Annotated in this window: 15 protein-coding genes; 4 read left to right on the top strand and 11 right to left on the bottom strand. The window is 67.7% G+C overall.

Annotation, left to right across the window (positions count from 1 at the left end; all coding sequences use genetic code 11):
* Nucleotides 1-28: 28 nt before the first annotated feature.
* The 5 genes from QRO93_RS06885 to QRO93_RS06865 form a co-directional block, all read right to left on the bottom strand.
* Nucleotides 29-367 (bottom strand): hypothetical protein, encoded by a 339-nt coding sequence (locus QRO93_RS06885; protein WP_006469105.1) that lies wholly within the window; start codon nucleotides 365-367, stop codon nucleotides 29-31.
* 77 nt (nucleotides 368-444) lie between these two features.
* Entirely contained in the window at nucleotides 445-1,386 is a 942-nt protein-coding gene (locus tag QRO93_RS06880) for a DegV family protein (RefSeq protein ID WP_053450761.1), read from the bottom strand.
* Between the two features lie 95 nt (nucleotides 1,387-1,481).
* Nucleotides 1,482-2,114 carry a 2-hydroxychromene-2-carboxylate isomerase gene (locus QRO93_RS06875; protein WP_053450760.1) on the bottom strand — a complete coding sequence of 211 codons (633 nt, stop codon included), beginning with the start codon at nucleotides 2,112-2,114 and terminating at the stop codon, nucleotides 1,482-1,484.
* Nucleotides 2,115-2,134: 20 nt separating this feature from the next.
* A complete protein-coding gene (locus QRO93_RS06870; RefSeq protein ID WP_080374963.1) occupies nucleotides 2,135-3,418 on the bottom strand; it encodes an amidohydrolase family protein in 1,284 nt (427 codons plus the stop codon).
* Nucleotides 3,418-4,827, bottom strand: a complete 1,410-nt coding sequence (locus QRO93_RS06865; protein WP_053509591.1) for an amidohydrolase — start codon at nucleotides 4,825-4,827, stop codon at nucleotides 3,418-3,420. Before QRO93_RS06865 ends, QRO93_RS06870 begins: the two co-directional genes overlap by 1 nt.
* Nucleotides 4,828-4,986: 159 nt before the next feature.
* On the opposite strand from QRO93_RS06865, the gene QRO93_RS06860 reads away from it, so the two are divergent.
* Both QRO93_RS06860 and QRO93_RS06855 read left to right on the top strand, forming a co-directional pair.
* Nucleotides 4,987-5,763: an AMP nucleosidase gene (locus QRO93_RS06860; protein WP_005414446.1), complete on the top strand. Its 777-nt coding sequence runs from the start codon at nucleotides 4,987-4,989 to the stop codon at nucleotides 5,761-5,763.
* A gap of 43 nt (nucleotides 5,764-5,806) precedes the next feature.
* Entirely contained in the window at nucleotides 5,807-6,346 is a 540-nt protein-coding gene (locus QRO93_RS06855) for a DUF924 family protein (protein ID WP_053509590.1), read from the top strand.
* 74 nt (nucleotides 6,347-6,420) lie between these two features.
* Here the strand turns inward: QRO93_RS06855 and grxD are convergent, their stop codons facing one another.
* The 3 genes from grxD to QRO93_RS06840 form a co-directional block, all read right to left on the bottom strand.
* Nucleotides 6,421-7,347, bottom strand: coding sequence for a Grx4 family monothiol glutaredoxin (grxD, locus tag QRO93_RS06850; protein WP_180879098.1), 927 nt, complete (start codon nucleotides 7,345-7,347; stop codon nucleotides 6,421-6,423).
* Between the two features lie 172 nt (nucleotides 7,348-7,519).
* A complete protein-coding gene (locus tag QRO93_RS06845) occupies nucleotides 7,520-8,137 on the bottom strand; it encodes an SGNH/GDSL hydrolase family protein (RefSeq protein ID WP_180879096.1) in 618 nt (205 codons plus the stop codon).
* 3 nt (nucleotides 8,138-8,140) lie between these two features.
* Complete coding sequence (locus QRO93_RS06840; RefSeq protein ID WP_053450757.1) at nucleotides 8,141-9,415, bottom strand: pyridoxal phosphate-dependent aminotransferase; 1,275 nt, start codon at nucleotides 9,413-9,415, stop codon at nucleotides 8,141-8,143.
* A 113-nt stretch (nucleotides 9,416-9,528) separates the two neighbouring features.
* Here QRO93_RS06840 and rsgA point away from each other — a divergent pair, with 113 nt between their 5' ends.
* Both rsgA and QRO93_RS06830 read left to right on the top strand, forming a co-directional pair.
* Complete coding sequence (gene rsgA / locus QRO93_RS06835; RefSeq protein ID WP_008265397.1) at nucleotides 9,529-10,638, top strand: ribosome small subunit-dependent GTPase A; 1,110 nt, start codon at nucleotides 9,529-9,531, stop codon at nucleotides 10,636-10,638.
* Nucleotides 10,639-10,814: 176 nt separating this feature from the next.
* Complete coding sequence (locus tag QRO93_RS06830; RefSeq protein ID WP_180879094.1) at nucleotides 10,815-12,068, top strand: flavohemoglobin expression-modulating QEGLA motif protein; 1,254 nt, start codon at nucleotides 10,815-10,817, stop codon at nucleotides 12,066-12,068.
* A 341-nt stretch (nucleotides 12,069-12,409) separates the two neighbouring features.
* Here QRO93_RS06830 and bamA read toward each other — a convergent pair whose 3' ends face one another.
* From bamA to QRO93_RS06815, 3 genes are all read right to left on the bottom strand, one after another.
* Entirely contained in the window at nucleotides 12,410-14,773 is a 2,364-nt protein-coding gene (gene bamA / locus QRO93_RS06825; RefSeq protein WP_053449210.1) for an outer membrane protein assembly factor BamA, read from the bottom strand.
* 74 nt (nucleotides 14,774-14,847) lie between these two features.
* A complete protein-coding gene (rseP, locus tag QRO93_RS06820) occupies nucleotides 14,848-16,206 on the bottom strand; it encodes an RIP metalloprotease RseP (RefSeq protein ID WP_053508239.1) in 1,359 nt (452 codons plus the stop codon).
* A 55-nt stretch (nucleotides 16,207-16,261) separates the two neighbouring features.
* Complete coding sequence (locus tag QRO93_RS06815; protein ID WP_180878260.1) at nucleotides 16,262-17,452, bottom strand: 1-deoxy-D-xylulose-5-phosphate reductoisomerase; 1,191 nt, start codon at nucleotides 17,450-17,452, stop codon at nucleotides 16,262-16,264.

The raw sequence follows: 17,452 nt of genomic DNA, 5'->3' as shown, positions 1-17,452 counted from the left end.
CAGGGTTGGCATCTACCCGAGCCAGGCCTCAACGCACGTCGCGCAGTTCCCAGTGATGACCGGCCAGCAGGCGCAGGCGCTGCTTGAACACGTCACTGTCGATGCGGGTGGTGGCCACCAGGTTGATGCGCAGGTCCTTCTGCTCACCGGTCACGGTGGCGTCCGGGTCGGTGACGCCCCACTGCGGTTCCACCGCATCCGGGTCTGGCTGCTTGGCCTTCCAGCGCTCGAACAGCGTGCCGCTGCGCAGTGCGTCCTGCAGCTCTTCGGCGAAACCGGCGGCGCCCTGCGAATGGAAGGACAGGTCAGGGTCGTTGCCGCGGGCCTTGGACGGGTCGGGCAGGCTGATGTGGTACTGCGCAGGCATGGTGTTCTCCTTGAAGTGCGGCAAGGCTGGCACAGTCGTGGTGGAATCGATGTGCAGATTCCGGCCGTCGCCAGCGCTCATTCGAACCGATGCGGCCCATCGGCAAAGCCCACGGTGACCGCGCCCTTGCCGACGTTGACCATGCCGGTCAGGCTCATCACCGATTCGTACACGGTCACGCCGTGGCTGGCGCAGACCTCTTTCAGCGGTGCATAGCCGGGCAGGGTGCGCAGCTCGTCCAGCTCACCGCCGTAGCTGACACACACGGTCGGCGTCATCAGTCCGGCACGCACGCGCTGGCCAACCACCGCAAACAGCTTCTGCACCGCGTTGTCGAAGCCCTTGATCTTGGCCACCGGCCCGGTCTCGCCGCGGTAGCCGTGCAGCACCGGCTTGATGTCCAGCGCGCTGCCCAGCGCGGCGCTGAGCAGGCCGACGCTGCGGTCGCCCTTGTGCCGCGCACGCGCGCGCATGTAGTACAGGTCGCGGGTGACCATGTAGCCGTGCACGTTGCCGGCCAGTTCCTCCAGCCGCTCGCGGATCTGCTGCACGCTGGCGTTGCTGTCGCGCAGGCGCACCGCCTCCACCGCGGTCACCGCCTGCGCGGCGAACAGGTTCTGGGTATCGAGCACGCGCAGCGCGAACGGCGAGTTGTAGCCCGCCGCCTGCCGCACCGGCTTGTAGTCGTTGAGGATGGCGAAGCTGGCCTGCAGCGCGTTGTCGTGGATCGGGCTGCGGGTCTTGGTGATGGTCATGCAGAACACGTGGTCGTAATCGATCACCAGCTGCTGCAGGAACAGGTCACGGATCTGGTTGACGCTGAACGGGATGGTTTCCGCTTCCGCACCATGCTCGGCCACGTGCGCGTGCAGGAAGCTCAGCGTGGCCTGCTCATCGCGATGATCGGCCAGCACGGCTTCGCCGATCCGTACGGTGATCGGCAGCAGCACGATGTTGTGCGCGGCAATGAAGTCCTGCGGCAGGTCGCAGGCCGAGTCGACGACGATTCCGATGCGCATCCGCGGCTCCCCCTCCAGGGCGGTTGTAGGTTCGGAAACGTGAAATCTATCTCAAAACCGGGCGTGGCGCGCGAGGGAAACGCGCCACGCCCTGTTCAGCGGTTGCGCTGCACCGCTACCGGCAGGCTGGCCAGGCGCTGCCATTCGGGCTGCAGCAGCAGGCCTGGGTCGGCCAGCACGGCGGCCATCAACGGGTGCGCGTCGTTGCCCCAGAACAGCTCGTCGTCGATGGCCAGGGTGGGGACCCCGAACACGCCCGCGGCAATCGCGGCCTCGGTATTGCGCCGCAGCTGCTCCTTGACCGCCGGCTCGGCGATGGCACGGTCGGCATCCTCGATGCCCAGCCGCGCGGCCGGCTCGCGCAGCGCATCGGCACTGTCGGCGGCGTTGCCGTCGCGCCAGATCCAGTCGAACAACACATCCACCGCCTGTGCGCTGGCGCCGGCGGCCAGGCACAGCCGCAGCGCCGACAACGGGTTGAACGGATGGCCCGGCGGGAATCGCAGGGGCGTACCCTCGGCCTGCGCGGTCCACAGCAGCTGGCGGTAGATGAAACGACGCTTGGCGGGAATCTCGGCCGGACCGAGGTTGCCCAGGTGATGCAGCACCGCACCGAAGGCAATCGGCACCGGCTGGATCTGCGCGAACTGCGGCAGCTGCTTCAGCTTCTGCCAGTGCAGGTAGGAATACGGCGAGACGAAGTCGAAGTACCAGCGCAGCGTGGCCATTGGAATTTCCTCGTGTACGGTCAGGGCTGCGCGTTGCGCTGCAGGTAGCGGTCGCGCAGTTCGGTCTGGCGCGAGCGCATCGGCATCGCACGTCCCCCCAGCCAGACCTGTTCGGCATAGTGCGCCACGTCCAGCGGGTCGCCTTCCCACAGCACCAGGTCGGCGCGCTTGCCGGGCTCGATGCTGCCGATCTGGTCGGCCACGCCGAACGCCTGCGCCGGTACCCGGGTCAGGCCGGCCAGGCCGTCGGCCCAGGGCAGGCCATGGGCGACCGCATTGCCGGCCAGCTGGCGCATCTTGCGGGCGTTGTGGGTGGCGTCGCCGCGCTGCACGAAGGAGACCGCCACACCCGCGCGCTGCAGGCGTGCCGCATTCTCCAGCGTGGCCCCGATCTGGTCGAAGCTGGCCGGCAGGTTGGCCAGCACATCAACGAACACCGGCACGTGGGCAGCGGCCAGTTCCGGCGCCACCTGCCACGCTTCGCTGGCCCCGGCGATGGCGATCTTCACCTTCTCGCGGGCGGCCCAACGCAGCAGCTGGCGGATGTCGGCGGCACGGTCCACTTCCACCACGATGCGGCCCTGGCCGGCCAGGTAGCGGCTCAACGTGCGGCGGCCGGCCGGGGTCAGCAACGCATGCGGCGAGTCTGCGGCCACCTGGCCACGCGCCTCGTCGATCATCTGCTGCAGCAGCATCCACTGCGCGGCGCGCGACTGGCCGGTCAATTCCGAGGCGGCTGCGCCGATGCGCAGGAACAGGGCGCGCGGGCCGATCGGATCGATGCTGCCATCGAGCCGCATCACGCCGCCCTGGCCGGCCACGAAGCCACCGCCGGGGGTTGCCCCCAGTGCGGTGAAGCCGATCCCTTCCAGCCGGGTCACCGGAATCAGCACCGAGGCCGGGTTGTAGGCCAGGGTCACGTCGAACTCGGGCCGCAACGGTTGCTCGCCGATCTTCAGTGCGCTGTCGACGGTGCTCCTCTCGACCAGTACTTCTTCGATGCCGGTCTCGGTGATGCCGCCGAACAGTGCAGGGGTCAACGGGCGGCCACTGGCCTCGACCACGGTTGCGCCAGCGGGCGCGGACAGGCCGTTGCCTACCGCACGGATGATGCCGCCCTGCACCAGCACGTCGGCGTTCTGCAGGCTGCCGCGTGCGCTGGCGGTGTGCACCGTGGCGTTGCGCACCAGCAGGTCCTGCGCCTGTGCGGATGCGGAGATGCACGCCAGCACCATGGCGGTAGCGCCGAGCCAGGCCCGGCTGCCCTTCGCGGCAGAGTGCAGCCACTGCTTGAGCACCCTCATCAGCGCACCTCCTGGCCAAGCTGGAAATCGGAACGCGGCGTCGCCGCCGGCGCACTGCGGTCGTACAGGCGGCGGCCGTCGATGAAGACCTGCTCGGCCAGCGCGTAGGAACTGAAGGGATTGCCGTTCCACACCACCACATCGGCCATCTTGCCGGCCTCCAGGGTGCCGGTCTGGCCCTCGATGCCCAGCGCCTTGGCGGCGTTGGCGGTCATCCAGGTGATGGCGTGCTCGGGTGTGATCTCCGGCATGCGTGCACGTCGCGCCGAGGCCATCACCTTGGCGGCTTCCTGGTTGAGGCGCTGGATGCCTTCGGGTGAATCGGAATGGACGATGGCACAGCTGTTCTTCGGCCGGTCGACCAGCGCGATGTTCTCCGGAATACCGTCGAAGGCCTCCATCTTGAAGCCCCACCAGTCGGCCCACAGCGCGCCGCAGACGCCATCGGCGGCCAGCCGGTCAGCCAGCTTGTAGGCCTCCACGCCGTGGTGGAACGCGGCCACCTTGAAGCCGAATTCCTTGGCCAGGTCGAGCATGGTGGCCATTTCGTCGGCGCGGTAGCAGTGGATGTGCACGCGGATGTCGCCCTGGATGGCGCCGGCCAGCGTGTCCAGCTTGAGGTCGCGCTTGCCGCCCGCATCCCCGGCGCTGTCGCCCTTGTCGCTGCCGAACCAGCCCTTGCGCTTGGCCGGCTTGGGCTTGTTCTTGGCGATGTAATCGGCGGCATCGATGAAGGCCGCGCGATAGCCGGCCACGTTGCCCATGCGTGTGGCCGGGGCCACGCCCTTGCCTTCGCCGTAGACCCGCTTGGGGTTCTCGCCGCAGGCCATTTTCAGGCCCCACGGCGCGCCGGGGAACTTCATCGCCTGGTAGGTCACCGCCGGTACGTTCTTCAGGGTCACGCCGCGGCCACCGACCAGGTTGGCCGAACCGGGCAGCACCTGCATGCTGGTCACGCCGCCGGCCAGCGCCGTGGCGAAGCCCGGGTCCTGCGGCCACACCGAGTGTTCGGCCCAGACGTTGGCGGTGACCGGCGCGGTCATCTCGTTGCCGTCGCTGTGCGCGCCGACGCCCGGGCTGGGATACACGCCCAGGTGCGAGTGCACGTCGATCAGGCCCGGCGTGACCCACTTGCCCTGGGCATCGATGCGGGTGACGCCGGCGTCGGCCTGCAACTGCTGGCCGACCGCTACGATGCGGCCCTCGCGCAGCAGCACGTCGGCGTTGTCCAGGCGCTGGCCGGTGCCGGTCAGCACGGTGGCGTTCTGGATCAGCACCGGCGCATCGGGATGCGCCTGGTAGGTGCTGGGGTAGGGATCGGCGAGGAAGCGCGAGGCGCCCACCGCCGGTGCCGTACTCAATGAAAGCAGCGCCAGTGCCACCCCGGCGCGCAACAACGTCGATGCCATGCAGTTCCCCTTGCTTGCGGCTTGGTCCAACCGCCGACGCTAGCCGGGGCGTGGTGGGCTTGCCAAGTGACCTTCTTCACAGGCCGGCCGCTGGCGGCTCGACGGCACCGCCGGTCTGGCCGAAAATAGCCGGTCCCCCGCCGTCCCGGACCCCGGCCCATGAAGAGCAAGCAGGAAATCGTCGACAACTGGCTGCCGCGCTATACCGGCGTGCCCCTGGACCAGTTCGGCCAGCACATCCTGTTGACCAACTTCGGCGGCTACCTGCATACCTTTTCCGAGCTGACCGGCGCGCCGGTCATCGGCCTGGACCGGCCGATGGCCAGTGCCACCATCGACGGCATCACCATGATCAACTTCGGCATGGGCAGCCCCAATGCCGCGATCATCATGGACCTGCTGTCGGCGGTGATGCCCAAGGCGGTGCTGTTCCTGGGCAAGTGCGGCGGGCTCAAGCGCAAGAACCAGCTGGGCGACCTGGTGCTGCCGATCGCCGCGATCCGCGGCGAGGGCACCTCGGGCGACTACCTGCCGCCGGAAGTGCCGGCGCTGCCGGCGTTCGCGCTGCAGCGTGCGGTCTCGACCATGATCCGCGACCTCGGCCACGACTACTGGACCGGCACCGTCTACACCACCAACCGCCGGGTCTGGGAACACGACGAGGCCTTCAAGGAGCGGCTGCGGGCGATGCGCTGCATGGCCATCGACATGGAAACGGCCACGGTGTTCGCCGCCGGCTTCGCCAACCACATCCCCAGCGGCGCGCTGCTGCTGGTGTCCGACCAGCCGATGATCCCCGACGGGGTCAAGACCGAGGCCTCCGATGCCAAGGTCAGCTCCCAGTTCGTGGAAAACCATATCCAGATCGGCATCGAGGCGCTTAAGCTTATCCGGCGCAACGGCAAGTCGGTCCGCCACCTGCGCTTCGACGAATGATGATGATGGCCTGGCGCGGCGCGCCGGCCCTGGGGAGTAGGTGATGGACGTTGCCGCGCAAGTGGTGGAATTCTGGAAGGAGGCGGGCCCGGAAAAGTGGTTCGCCCGCGACGATGCGTTCGACGCGCAGTTCCGCCGGTTGTTCCTGGATGAGCATTTCGCCGCGGCGTCGCGCGCGCGCGAGCATTGGCTGGGCAGCGCCGAGGGCGCGCTGGCGCTGATGCTGCTGCTGGACCAGTTCCCGCGCAACTGCTTCCGCGGTACCGCCCATTCCTACGCCACCGATGGCCTGGCCCGGCACTACGCGATGCGCGCGATCGAGGAAGGCCTGGACCTGCAGCTGGTGCCGAAGCTGCGCGCCTTCATCTACCTGCCGTTCGAGCACTCCGAGGATCCACTGGACCAGGACCGTTCGGTGGCGATGTTCGACGTGCTGGGTGACAAGGAATACCTGCAGTACGCCGAACTGCACCGCGACATCATCCGCCGTTTTGGCCGCTTCCCGCATCGCAACGCGGTACTGGGCCGCATTCCGGCGCCGGAAGAGCTGGACTACCTGGCCGAAGGCGGGTTTGCGGGGTAGATCCACGCCATGCGTGGATGCAAGAAAAACGCCGGCGTTCGCCGGCGTTTTTCGTAGGTTTCAACCGCTGCCGATCAGTACTTCGGCACGCCGTTGTCCACCTCTTCGGACCAGGCGTTGATGCCGCCGGTGACGTTGAACACCTTGGTGAAGCCCAGCGCACGGAACTGCTCGGCGGCCTGCGCGCTGCGGCCACCGTGGTGGCACATGAAGGCCAGCGCGGTGTCCTTCGGCAGGGCTTCCAGCGCGGCGCGGCCGTTGCCGTCGAAGCTCTTGAACGGCACGCCGACGGCGGCGATGGCGCGTTCGTCAGCCGGGCGCACGTCCACCAGGGTGATGTTGCCGGCACGCACCAGGTCGTCGGCATCGCGAACGCTGATTTCCTGCACCGGCTTGGGCGCGTTCGGGTTGTCGATGGCCAGGCCCTTGCCGCGGATGTCGTCCACCCAGTCGATGGTGATGCCGTTGGCGCGACGGGCGCTGGCCAGGTCGAACTGCACGCGCAGGCCGTTGGACTCGGCGGCGATCGCGCCTTCGTCGTGCGGGGCCAGTTGGAAGTTCGGCTGGAAGCCGGCGTCGATGGTCAGCTGCAGCGCGGCGCCCGGGGCGTCGGCCAGCGCGCCCTTCAGCATTTCCACCGCAGCCGGGGTCACGGTGATGCTCGGCGGGGTGCGGTCCGGCGCGGCCAGGCCCAGCACGCTGCTCAGCTCGCCGCTGGCGGCCATCTGCAGCACGATGTCGCTGCCGCCGACCAGTTCGCCGTCGATGTACAGCTGCGGGATGGTCGGCCAGTCGCCATAGGCCTTGATGCCTTCACGGATTTCCTGGTCGGCCAGCACGTTGACGTGGGCGAACTCGACGCCGAGGTCCTGCAGGGCGCCCACGGCCTTGGCCGAGAAACCGCACTGCGGCATCGACGGCTGGCCCTTCATGAACAGCACGACGCGGTTGTCGTTGAGGATGGATTCGATGCGCGAACGCAGGGCGGGATCGAGGGACATGGACGTCGGGGTTCCGGGAATTCGAATGATCAATTCTACCCCCGGCGGCATCGCGCGGGATGAGCAGGGCAGGAACATTGCGTCGCATCGCCCCACGGCGCGGTGGGGGCTGCCAGGTCCGGGGTGTCGCAGCCGGCCCTGATCCTGGCCCGGACCGCCCCGCTGGGGGATGTCAGCCGGCGCGGCCGAGCAGGTGCGCGGCCACCGGCAGCGCCCGTTCGCTCCACAGCGCGTACATCCGCGCCGAGGGATGCAGGCCATCCTCGGCGATCATCGCCGGGTCCTCGCCCTGGGCGCGGCTGATGTCGGTGATATCGACGAAGGCCACGTTGTGCTGGGCGCTGATCACCTCGGCGGCCGCGTTGAACTCGTCGGTCTCGATCTCGATCGCGGCCAGGTCACGGCCGCTGCCAGCGCCGAACGGGGTCGCGCCCCAATCCGGGAAGGACAGCACCAGCACCCGCTCGGGGCGACCGGCGGCAAAGCCGATCGCGCGCTGCAGCAGGGCCGCGAACTGGGCACGGTACTCGTCCAGCGGGCGCCCGCGGTACTGGTTGTTGACACCGATCAGCAGGCTGACGAAGTCGAACGGGCCCTGTGGCGCGGCCAGGTCGATACCGGCCTCCAGTTCATCGGTGGTCCAGCCGGTGGTGGCGATGGTCTGCGGATCGGCCAGGTCCACGCCCTGCGCACGCAGCGCGGCGGCCAGCTGGTGCGGCCAACGGCCTTCAACCGCAACCGCTTCGCCGATGGTGTACGAATCGCCCAGCGCCAGATAGGACAGCGCCACCGCTCAGGCCACCGAACGGCGCGGCTTCAGCGGCACGACCTTGGTCGCGTCCTCGGCACGTCGGGCCAGCACGCGGTCGATGCGGGCGAACACATCGCGCATCACCGAGGCTTCCGGCATCAGGGTCACGCGGAAGTGGTGGCGGTAGGGCACGTTGAAGCTGGAACCCGGCACCACCAGCACGCCTTCGTTGTTCATCAGGTCCAGCGCGAAGTTGTGGTCGTCGAAGCCCTTGGCGGCGGCGCCGACCACGGCCGGGAACGCATACAGCGCACCGGCCGGTGCGACCAGCGACAGGTGCTCGCTGGCTTCGCAGGCCTCGATCACCGCGCGCCGGGTCTCATACAGGCGGCCACCGGGCGTACACAGTTCGGAAATGGTGTCCGGGCCGTTCACGGCGGCCTCGATGGCGTACTGGCCGGGCACGTTGGCGCAGAGGCGCAGCGCACCCAGCAGGTCCAGTGCTGCCCGGAAGTCGCCGAGCCGGGCATCGTCGCCGCTGAGGTGGGCCCAGCCCACGCGCCAGCCGCAGGCGCGGTGCACCTTGCTCAGGCCGCTGAAGGTCAGGCACGGATGATCGCCGGCCAGCGGAGCGACCGGCTGGAACACCGCGTCGTCGTACAGGATCTGGTCGTAGATCTCATCGACCAGCAGCAGCAGGTTGTGGCGGCGTGCGATCTCCACCACGCGTTCCAGCAGTTCACGCGGATAGCTGGCGCCGCTGGGATTGTTCGGGTTGATCAGCACGATGGCGCGGGTGCGCGATGAGACCAGCGTCTCGATCTCGCTCGGGTCCGGCTGGAAGCCGTTCTCCGGCGCGCAGCGGTAGTACACCGGGCGGCCATCGTTGAGGATGGTCGAGGCCGACCACAGCGGGTAGTCGGGCGAGGGCACCAGCACTTCGTCGCCCGGGTTGAGCAGGGCGCGCAGCGAGAGGTCGATCAGTTCGCTGACACCGTTGCCGAGGAAGACGCGGTCCGGGTGCGCATCGGGCGCGCCACGGCGGGCGTAATAGCCAGCGATGGCTTCGCGTGCGACCGGCAGGCCCTGCTGGTGGGTGTACGGGTCGGTGCGGCCCATGTCGTCGGCGATCGCGCGCTGCAGGTGCTCGGGCGCACGGAAACCGAAGGCACCGGGGTTGCCGATGTTGAGCTTGATCAGCTTGCGGCCCTGCGCCTCCAGCTCCCGGGCTCGCCGCGCCAGTTCTCCGCGGATTTCGTAGCGCACTTCGGAAAGGCGCTCGCGGATGGCCAGGGGCTTGGGCGAGGGGGTGGACATGGGGGCTGGGCCGTCAAAAGGCATGGGGTTTCCATCCTACCGGAATTGCTGCAATGCATGGCAAGGGCGCGGGCCTGCCGTTGCTGGGCTGGCAGGGCATCGGGCCGGTTAGAATGGCGGCGATGACCCAGACCCCCGATTTCACCGCCCTGCAGACCATCGGCTGGCCCTGGCCAGGCCCGGCGCAGCAGGCCGACTGGCAGGCCGCGATGGCTGCCCATCCGCAGGCCCGCCCGGCGCGGGTGATCGAACAGCACCGCACCCATTACGTGGTGGCCGACGGCCCGGATGCATCGATCAAAGCCGAGTCGCTGCCGGAATGGCAGCGCCCGCGCTTCCCCAGCCATGAGCGGCCGGCGGTGGGCGACTGGGTGCTGCTCGATGGCATCCGCATCGTCGCCCTGCTGCCGCGCCGGACCGCGATCAAGCGCGGTGCGGCCGGCGAGCACTACCACCAGCAGGTGATCGCGGCCAACATCGATACGGTGTTCATCGTCTGCGGCCTGGATGCCGACTTCAATCCGCGCCGCATCGAGCGCTACCTGCTGCTGGTTGGCGGCGGTGGTGCCGAACCGGTGGTGGTGCTGACCAAGGCCGACCAGACCGAATACAGCGAAGACGCACTGGCGGTGCTGGAAGAACTGGAGATGCAGGGCATCGCGCTGCATGCGATCAACGGCCTGGATGCCGACAGCGTCGCCGTGTTGCAGCCCTGGCTGGGCCCGGGCCGCACGGTGGTGCTGGTCGGTTCTTCCGGTGCCGGCAAATCCACGTTGACCAACACCCTGCTTGGCGAGCAGCGGATGAAGACCAATGCGGTGCGCGCCAACGACTCGCGTGGCCGCCACACCACCACCCATCGCGCGCTGATGCCGCTGCCGACCGGTGCCTGCCTGATCGACACCCCCGGCATGCGCGAGTTGAAACCGACCGGCGAAGAAACGCTGTCCGAGGGCGGCTTCGCCGATATCGAAGCACTTGCCGCACAGTGCCGCTTCAACGACTGCAAGCATCAGCAGGAGCCGGGCTGCGCCGTGCGCGCAGCGATCGACGCCGGTGAGATCGAAGAGAGCCGGCTGCTGAACTACTTCAAGCTGAAGGAAGAAGTGGCCGCCGCGGCCGCCAAGCTGGCGGTGCGCCAGGCCGAGACCGCGCAGGAGCGCGGCGGCAGGAAGGGCAAGGGCCAGCAGTTCCGCCCGGCGGGCAAGCCACGCCGGCGTTGAGCCGTTTCTGGTAGGTGCCAACCTTGGTTGGCACGAATGGATCCGAAGCCCACCTCTGCCTGCCCTTGGTAGGTGCCAACCTTGGTTGGCACGGAATATGTCCGACGCCCGCCTGCGGGGGGTGCCAACCAAGGTTGGCAGCTACCAACGCGCGGGCTGGGCGTTATAGTCCGCGCATGGAACCGACCGCGACGCTGGACCGTGAGGTGGCCCACCATGCAGCGCTCGATGCGCGCCTGGTCGAGGCCGTGGGTGGCATCCGCCTGCTGGGCCTGACCAGCTGGCCGGCGACGGTGCAGGCACCGTTCCTGGACAGCGTGGCGCGCGGCCAGCCGGTGCTGCCGAAGGTGGACTATCCGCGGTTGGATTTCAGCGAGGAGCGCCGCGCGCTGGCCGCGATCGCCGCCGACTGCGACGACAGCCATCCACTCGGTCATTACGTGCGGCAGTCGGCGCAGAGCTGGGACCTGGCCGCGCAGCTGCTGGAGGGGCTGGGCACCGCCGCCGTCGATACCTGCTCGGTGCAGCTGTTCGGCGCACCCGAGCAGCCGTTGCCGGGTAATGGCCCGAGCACGCGCGAGGCGGCACGGCACTTCATCCAGATCGCCGCCGAACTGGACCACGAACTGCTGGCGCCGGAAGAGCAGGTGCCGGTCTCGGCCATTGCCCTGCAACTGCAGCTGCAGAACGACCTCGACGCCTTCTTCGAATCGCGCATCATCCAGGTGCAGCTCGATCCGGAACTGGTATCCAAGGCCGCCGCTGGCCCGACCCGCATCCGCCTGCGCACCAGTGCGCGCTTCAGCGCCTACGACCGCGCGCAGCTGTTCCACCATGAAGCACTGGTGCACTCGCTGACCGCGTTGAACGGCCGCGAACAGCCGGTGCTGCCGAGCCTGGCGCTGTCGTCGCCGCGGGTGACCGCGACCCAGGAAGGGTTGGCGACGTTCGCCGAACAGATCACCGGCAGCATCGACATCGAGCGCCTGAAACGCATCAGCCTGCGTACCGAAGCGATTGCGATGGCGCGCGAAGGCGCCGATTTCATCGAGGTGTTCCGCTATTTCTGCGATGCCGGGCAGAACACCGAAGAAAGTTTCGCCTCGGCGCAACGCGTGTTCCGCGGCGTACCGCCCAGCGGTGGCCTGGCCTTCACCAAGGACACGGTGTACCTGCGTGGCCTGGTGTCGGTGCACACCTTCTTCCGCCATATGCTGGCCGAAGACCGGCTGCAGGTCTGCCGCTGGTTGTTCGCTGGCAAGATGAGCCTGACCGATGCGATTGCGTTTGCGCCGCTGTTCGAGAGTGGGGTGCTGAAGCCACCGCGCTGGCTGCCGCACTGGGTGAGCCGGGCGAACGGACTGGCCGGCATGCTGGCGTTCTCGTTGTTCGCCAACCGGATACGGATGGACCAGCTGGCGCCGGAATGAAATGCGTTGGCGGACCCGCCAGCGCCTGCCTGCTATCGGTGGGGAGGAGTCGGGGCACCCTGGCCAGGACACGCAAAAGCCCCTCCATGGTGCTCGATGGCGCCATCCATGGCGCCAACGGTCCTGTCCAGGGCCACCCGCCGCCTCTGGACAGTTTCCTGCGAGCTCGGCCAAAAGCCTGTGCCGTGCAGTGTCATCTGCATCAACGAAAACGCCGGGCAGAGCCCGGCGCTTCGCACCCCGTCTGGTGGAGAGCCCCCCTTCTGTTAAGGGGGGCGCGCCGACGGCGCGGGGGATAGGAGGGATGCGCGTGCAGTTCTGATGAACCGCAGGGCGGTTCGTCAGAACTGCCCACCGAAGGTGAATTGCAGGCGTTCGATCTTGTCGTCGTCTTCCTTCTTCAGCGGGAAGGCGTAGCTGATCGAGATCGGACCGACCGGGGCGCGCCACAGCAGGGCCACACCGGTGGACACGCGCAGTTCGTTGGCCTTGAAGTTCTTGGTGCCGTTGTAGACGTTGCCGAAGTCGACGAAGGCCGACACGCGCGCCGACGGGCTGTCGAACAGGCGCGGGAAGTACGCTTCGACCGAACCGACGGTCTTCAGCGAACCACCCAGCGGCTGGCCTTCCGGATAGCCGTTGGTGGCCTCGCGCGGGCCGAGGGTGTTGTCCTCGAAGCCGCGCACCGAGTTGGTACCACCGGCATAGAAGTTCTCGAAGAACGGCAGGCCACTGGCGGTGACGGTGCGGGTCTTGCCGTCGGCATCGGTGACCGTACGGGTGTAGTCCTTGCCGTAGGCGTCGCCGTAGCCCACTTCGGCGCGGGTGTTGATCACCAGCGACGGCATGATCGGCCAGTACTTGCTGATCTGATAGTTCAGCTTGTAGTACTCGATGGTCGAGCCCGGCAGCGTGGTTTCCAGGCCGATGCGCTGGTAGGTGCCGCGGGTCGGCATGAAGTAGTCGTTACGGGAGTCGCGGGCCCAGCCCAGCTCCGTGCGCCACGCGTGGAAGGTACGGGTGCCGACCGCATCGATGTAATCGATGATCGATGGCGGGGTCGAGCCCGGGTAGGTGGTGATCTGGTTGCTGTCGATGCCGAACATCAGCGAGACGGTATCGGTCTCGGTGATCGGCACGCCGAACACCACCTGTGCCGAACCATTGGTGCTGTTGTACTGCGCGGTGTTGAAGTCGGAGTAGTCCAGTTCGCGCCAGGACAGGTTGTAGCCCAGCGACACGCCGTCATCGGTGAAGTACGGATTGGTGTAGCTGAAGCCATAGCGCTGCAGGTAGCTGCTGCGCGAGGCTTCGACCGACACGCGGTTGCCGCCGCCGAGGAAGTTGTTCTGCGACAGCTGCACCGAGGTGGTCATGCCGTAGGACTGCGAATAGCCCAGGCCGAACACGAAGCTGCCGGAGGTGGTTTCCTTGACGTTGTAGACGACGTCGACCTGGTCGTTGCTGCCGCTGACCGCCGGGGTTTCGACGTCCACCGACTCGAAGTAGCCCAGGCGCTGCAGGCGGATCTTGGAACGGTCGATCGCGGCCTGCGAGTACCAGCTGTTCTCGAACTGGCGCATTTCGCGACGCATCACTTCGTCGGAGGTGCGGGTGTTGCCACGGAACAGGATGCGGCGCACCGACACGCGCGGGCCCGGCACGACCTGCATGTTGATCGCCACGGTCTGGTCGGGGCGGTTGGTGGTCGGGATCGGGTTCACCTTGGCGAACGCGTAGCCGATGTTGGACAGCGAATTGGTGATGGTGTCCGAGCTGAACTCCAGCAGTGCACGCGAGAACGTGTCGCCGGACTTCTGGATCACCATGCGCTCGACGTCCTCCTGCGGGAGGATGGTGTCGCCGCTGACCTTGATCTCGGAGATCTTGTACTGCGCGCCCTCGGTAACGCCCGCGGTCAGGAACATGTCGCGCTTGTCGGGGCTGATCGAGACCTGGGTGGAATCGATGCTGAAGTCGACATAGCCGCGGTCCAGGTACCAGGAGTTGAGCTTTTCCAGGTCGCCGGACAGCTTTTCCTTGGAGTACTGGTCGTCACGGCGGTACCACGACGCCCAGTTGTGCTCCCTGGACTCCCAGGTCTCCAGGATGTCCTTGCTCTCGAACTTCTCGGTACCGACCAGGTTGACGTGACGGATCTTGGCCGCCTTGCCTTCCTTGATGGCGATCGCGATGTCCACGCGGTTGCGGTCCAGCGGGCTCACGGTCGGGGTGATCTCGACGGTGTACTTGCCACGGTCGTTGTACTGGCGACGCAGTTCCTGGGTCACGCGGTCCAGGCTCAGGCGGTCGAAGGTGCCGCCTTCCGTCAGGCCGATGTCGGACAGGCCCTTCAGCAGCTGCTCGGACTTGATGTCCTTGTTGCCGGTGACGGTCAGCTTGTTGATTGCCGGGCGTTCCTTGACGGTGACCACCAGGATGCTGCCCTGGCGATCCAGCTGCACGTCTTCGAAGAAGCCGGTCTTGTACAGGGCGCGGATCGTCTCGCCGACCTTGTTGTCGGTGATGGTCTCGCCACGTTCCACCGGCAGGTAGGTGAACACCGTGCCCGAGCTGATGCGCTGCAGGCCATCGACGCGGATGTCGCTGACAGTGAAGGGCTCGGCTGCCTGGGCCAGGGCGGGAGCGCCGGTGACGGCGGCGAGGGCGAGGGCCAGCAGGCGGCGATTGGGGAGTCGCGTCATGTCACGTCCGGTAGGAAGGTCGATTTCATTGGTGCGGGATGCCGACGCTGTAGACGGCAACAACGTGGAAAAGTTCATCGCGGGACCAGGCCGAGGATGTCGTTGTAGAACGCCAACCCCATCAGCCCGGCCAGCAACGCCAGGCCGATGTATTGGCCGGCGGCGATGGCACGCTCGCTCAGCGGGCTGCCCTTGACCAACTCGATAAGGTAATACAGCAGGTGCCCGCCGTCCAAGATCGGGATCGGCAGCAGGTTGATGATGCACAGGCTGAGCGACAGCAGGGCAAGGAACTGCAGGAACCAGTCGAGGCCGCGCTTGGCCGAGACATTGGCCACGCGGGCAATGGTGACCGGCCCGGAAACGTTCTGCAGCGAGGCTTTGCCGGTGACGATGCGACCCATCATGCCCAGCGAGTCGGCGGCCAGGCGGCCGGTTTCGCGAACGGCCACGGTCACCGCGTCGAGCGGTCCATAGCGCAGCAGGGTGTCGTAGGCGGGGCTGTAGGTGGTGGGGAAACCGACGCCGATCTGCCAGACCGGGTTGCCCTTGCCATCCTTGCCCTGTCGCGGTGTCACTTCCAGCGCAAGGCGTTCGCCGCCGCGCAGGACCTCGATCATGCCCGGGCCACCGGCGCGGCCCAGGGCCTGGATTTCGCCGATGACCTGGTCGACGCTGTCGATGCGCTGGCCATCGATCGCCACGATCAGATCACCCGGCTGCAGCTGCCCGGCGACCGCCGAATCGGCGGTCAACGAGTCGACCAGCGCCGGCTGCAGCCAGGATTGCCAGTACAGGCCGGCCAGGATCGGTACCCGCCGTTCATCGAATCCGGCCGGCAGCTGCGACAGCGGCAGGGTACGCACGCGCACCTGGTCGGCAGGGTCGAGCACTTCCAGCTTCACGTCGCGGCGGTCCATCGCCGCCGCAGTCAGTGCCATGCTGGCATCGCCCAGCGTGACCACCTGGCGGTCATCCACCCGCAGCACGCGGTCGCCGCTGAGCAGCCCGGCCGTGGCGGCGATGCCGCTGACCCGGCCGATGGTCGGCGAATAATCCTGCTTGCCGATCACGAACATCGCCCACAGCAGCAGGATGCACAGCAGCAGGTTGGCGATCGGGCCGGCGGCGACAATCGCGATGCGCTGCCAGACGGTCTTGTGGTTGAAGGCCTGGCCGCGCTCGTGCGGATGGACTTCGACCTCGCGTTCGTCGAGGAATTTCACGTAGCCGCCCAGCGGAATGGCGGCGATGGCGAACTCGGTGCCGTGCCTGTCGCGGCGTGACCACAGCGGGCGGCCAAAGCCGACCGAGAAGCGCAGGATCTTGACCCCGCACAGGCGGCCGACCCAGTAATGCCCGAATTCGTGGAACGTGACCAGCAGCCCGAGGCTGACAATCATCCACCAGACCGATCCGATGAAGTCAGTCATGCAGGCTCACAGTGGCGGGCAGAGGCGGCGTCGTCATGCGGGGCGAGGCAATCGTTCAGGCGGCGTCGATGGCGTTCAGGGTCAGCTGGCGTGCCCGCTGGTCGGCGGACAACAGGACCTCCAGTGTATCGGCTGCTTGGGTCGGCAGTGTTGAAAGAGCGTTAGCAACCAGCTCCGGGATGGTCAGGAAACCGATCCGGCCCTGAAGAAACGCTGAAACCGCCTCTTCATTGGCAGCGTTCAGCACCGCCGGTGCGGTTCCGCCCGCCTGCATCGCCTGCCAGGCCAGGGCCAGGCAGGGGAACGCGTCGGTGTCCGGGGCCTCGAAATCCAGCCGGCCCTGGGCCAGCAGATCCAGCCCGGCCACGCCAGACTCGATGCGCTGCGGCCAGCCGAGGCCGACCGCAAGCGTGGTGCGCATGTCCGGCAGGCCCATCTGCGCCAGGGTCGAGCCGTCCACGAACTCGACCAGCGAATGCACCAGGCTCTGCGGATGCACCAGCACCTCGATGCGCTCGCCGGGCACCGCGAACAGGTGATGTGCCTCGATGACTTCCAGGCCCTTGTTCATCAACGTCGCCGAATCGACCGAGATCTTCGGCCCCATCGACCACTTCGGGTGTGCCACCGCCTGCGCCGGGGTGACCTGGGCCAGCTCGGCACGGCTGCGGCCACGGAACGGGCCGCCGGAGGCGGTCAGCAGGATCCGGCGTACGCCGGCCCCCTCGATGCTGGCATCGCGCGAGCGCAGGCACTGGAAGATCGCGCTGTGTTCGCTGTCGATCGGGATGATTTCGGCGCCGGCACGTTCGGCGGTGCGGGTCAGCAGCTCGCCGGCCAGCACCAGCGACTCCTTGTTGGCCAGCAGGATGCGCTTGCCGGCCGCTGCGGCGGCCAGGGTCGAGGACAGCCCGGCGGCGCCGACGATGGCCGCGACCACGGTGTCGCAGGCATCGCTGGCGGCCAGCTGGTCCAGTGCGGCGGCACCCGCATGGGCCTCGGTGGACAGCCCAGCCTCGCGCAGGCCATCGCGCAGCCCGGCGAACAGCGACTCGTCAGCGATCACCGCGTGCTCGGGTTCGTGCTGGCGGCACAGTGCCAGCAAGGCCTGCAGCTGGCGGCCGGCAGCCAGCACGGTCGCCCGGTAGCGCTGCGGGTGGCGGGCGATCACGTCCAGCGTGGAGGCACCGATCGAGCCGGTGGCGCCGAGAACGGCGACCCGGCGCAGGTCTGCAGCAGCATTCAT

Source organism: Stenotrophomonas maltophilia group sp. Smal17 (genome assembly GCF_030237045.1).
Classification (GTDB): Bacteria; Pseudomonadota; Gammaproteobacteria; order Xanthomonadales; family Xanthomonadaceae; genus Stenotrophomonas; species Stenotrophomonas forensis.
Note: the sequence above shows the minus strand (reverse complement) of the source record. Positions and strands in the feature narration are given on the sequence as shown.

Bases quoted from the DNA above. Each gene is read 5' to 3' on its own strand.
- QRO93_RS06885 (WP_006469105.1), bottom strand. From the start codon at position 367: ATGCCTGCGCAGTACCACATCAGCCTGCCCGACCCGTCCAAGGCCCGC.
- QRO93_RS06880 (WP_053450761.1), bottom strand. From the start codon at position 1,386: ATGCGCATCGGAATCGTCGTCGACTCGGCCTGCGACCTGCCGCAGGAC.
- QRO93_RS06875 (WP_053450760.1), bottom strand. From the start codon at position 2,114: ATGGCCACGCTGCGCTGGTACTTCGACTTCGTCTCGCCGTATTCCTAC.
- QRO93_RS06870 (WP_080374963.1), bottom strand. From the start codon at position 3,418: ATGAGGGTGCTCAAGCAGTGGCTGCACTCTGCCGCGAAGGGCAGCCGG.
- QRO93_RS06865 (WP_053509591.1), bottom strand. From the start codon at position 4,827: ATGGCATCGACGTTGTTGCGCGCCGGGGTGGCACTGGCGCTGCTTTCA.
- QRO93_RS06860 (WP_005414446.1), top strand. From the start codon at position 4,987: ATGAAGAGCAAGCAGGAAATCGTCGACAACTGGCTGCCGCGCTATACC.
- QRO93_RS06855 (WP_053509590.1), top strand. From the start codon at position 5,807: ATGGACGTTGCCGCGCAAGTGGTGGAATTCTGGAAGGAGGCGGGCCCG.
- grxD (WP_180879098.1), bottom strand. From the start codon at position 7,347: ATGTCCCTCGATCCCGCCCTGCGTTCGCGCATCGAATCCATCCTCAAC.
- QRO93_RS06840 (WP_053450757.1), bottom strand. From the start codon at position 9,415: ATGTCCACCCCCTCGCCCAAGCCCCTGGCCATCCGCGAGCGCCTTTCC.
- rsgA (WP_008265397.1), top strand. From the start codon at position 9,529: ATGGCGGCGATGACCCAGACCCCCGATTTCACCGCCCTGCAGACCATC.
- QRO93_RS06830 (WP_180879094.1), top strand. From the start codon at position 10,815: ATGGAACCGACCGCGACGCTGGACCGTGAGGTGGCCCACCATGCAGCG.
- bamA (WP_053449210.1), bottom strand. From the start codon at position 14,773: ATGACGCGACTCCCCAATCGCCGCCTGCTGGCCCTCGCCCTCGCCGCC.
- rseP (WP_053508239.1), bottom strand. From the start codon at position 16,206: ATGACTGACTTCATCGGATCGGTCTGGTGGATGATTGTCAGCCTCGGG.
- QRO93_RS06815 (WP_180878260.1), bottom strand. From the start codon at position 17,452: ATGAATGCTGCTGCAGACCTGCGCCGGGTCGCCGTTCTCGGCGCCACC.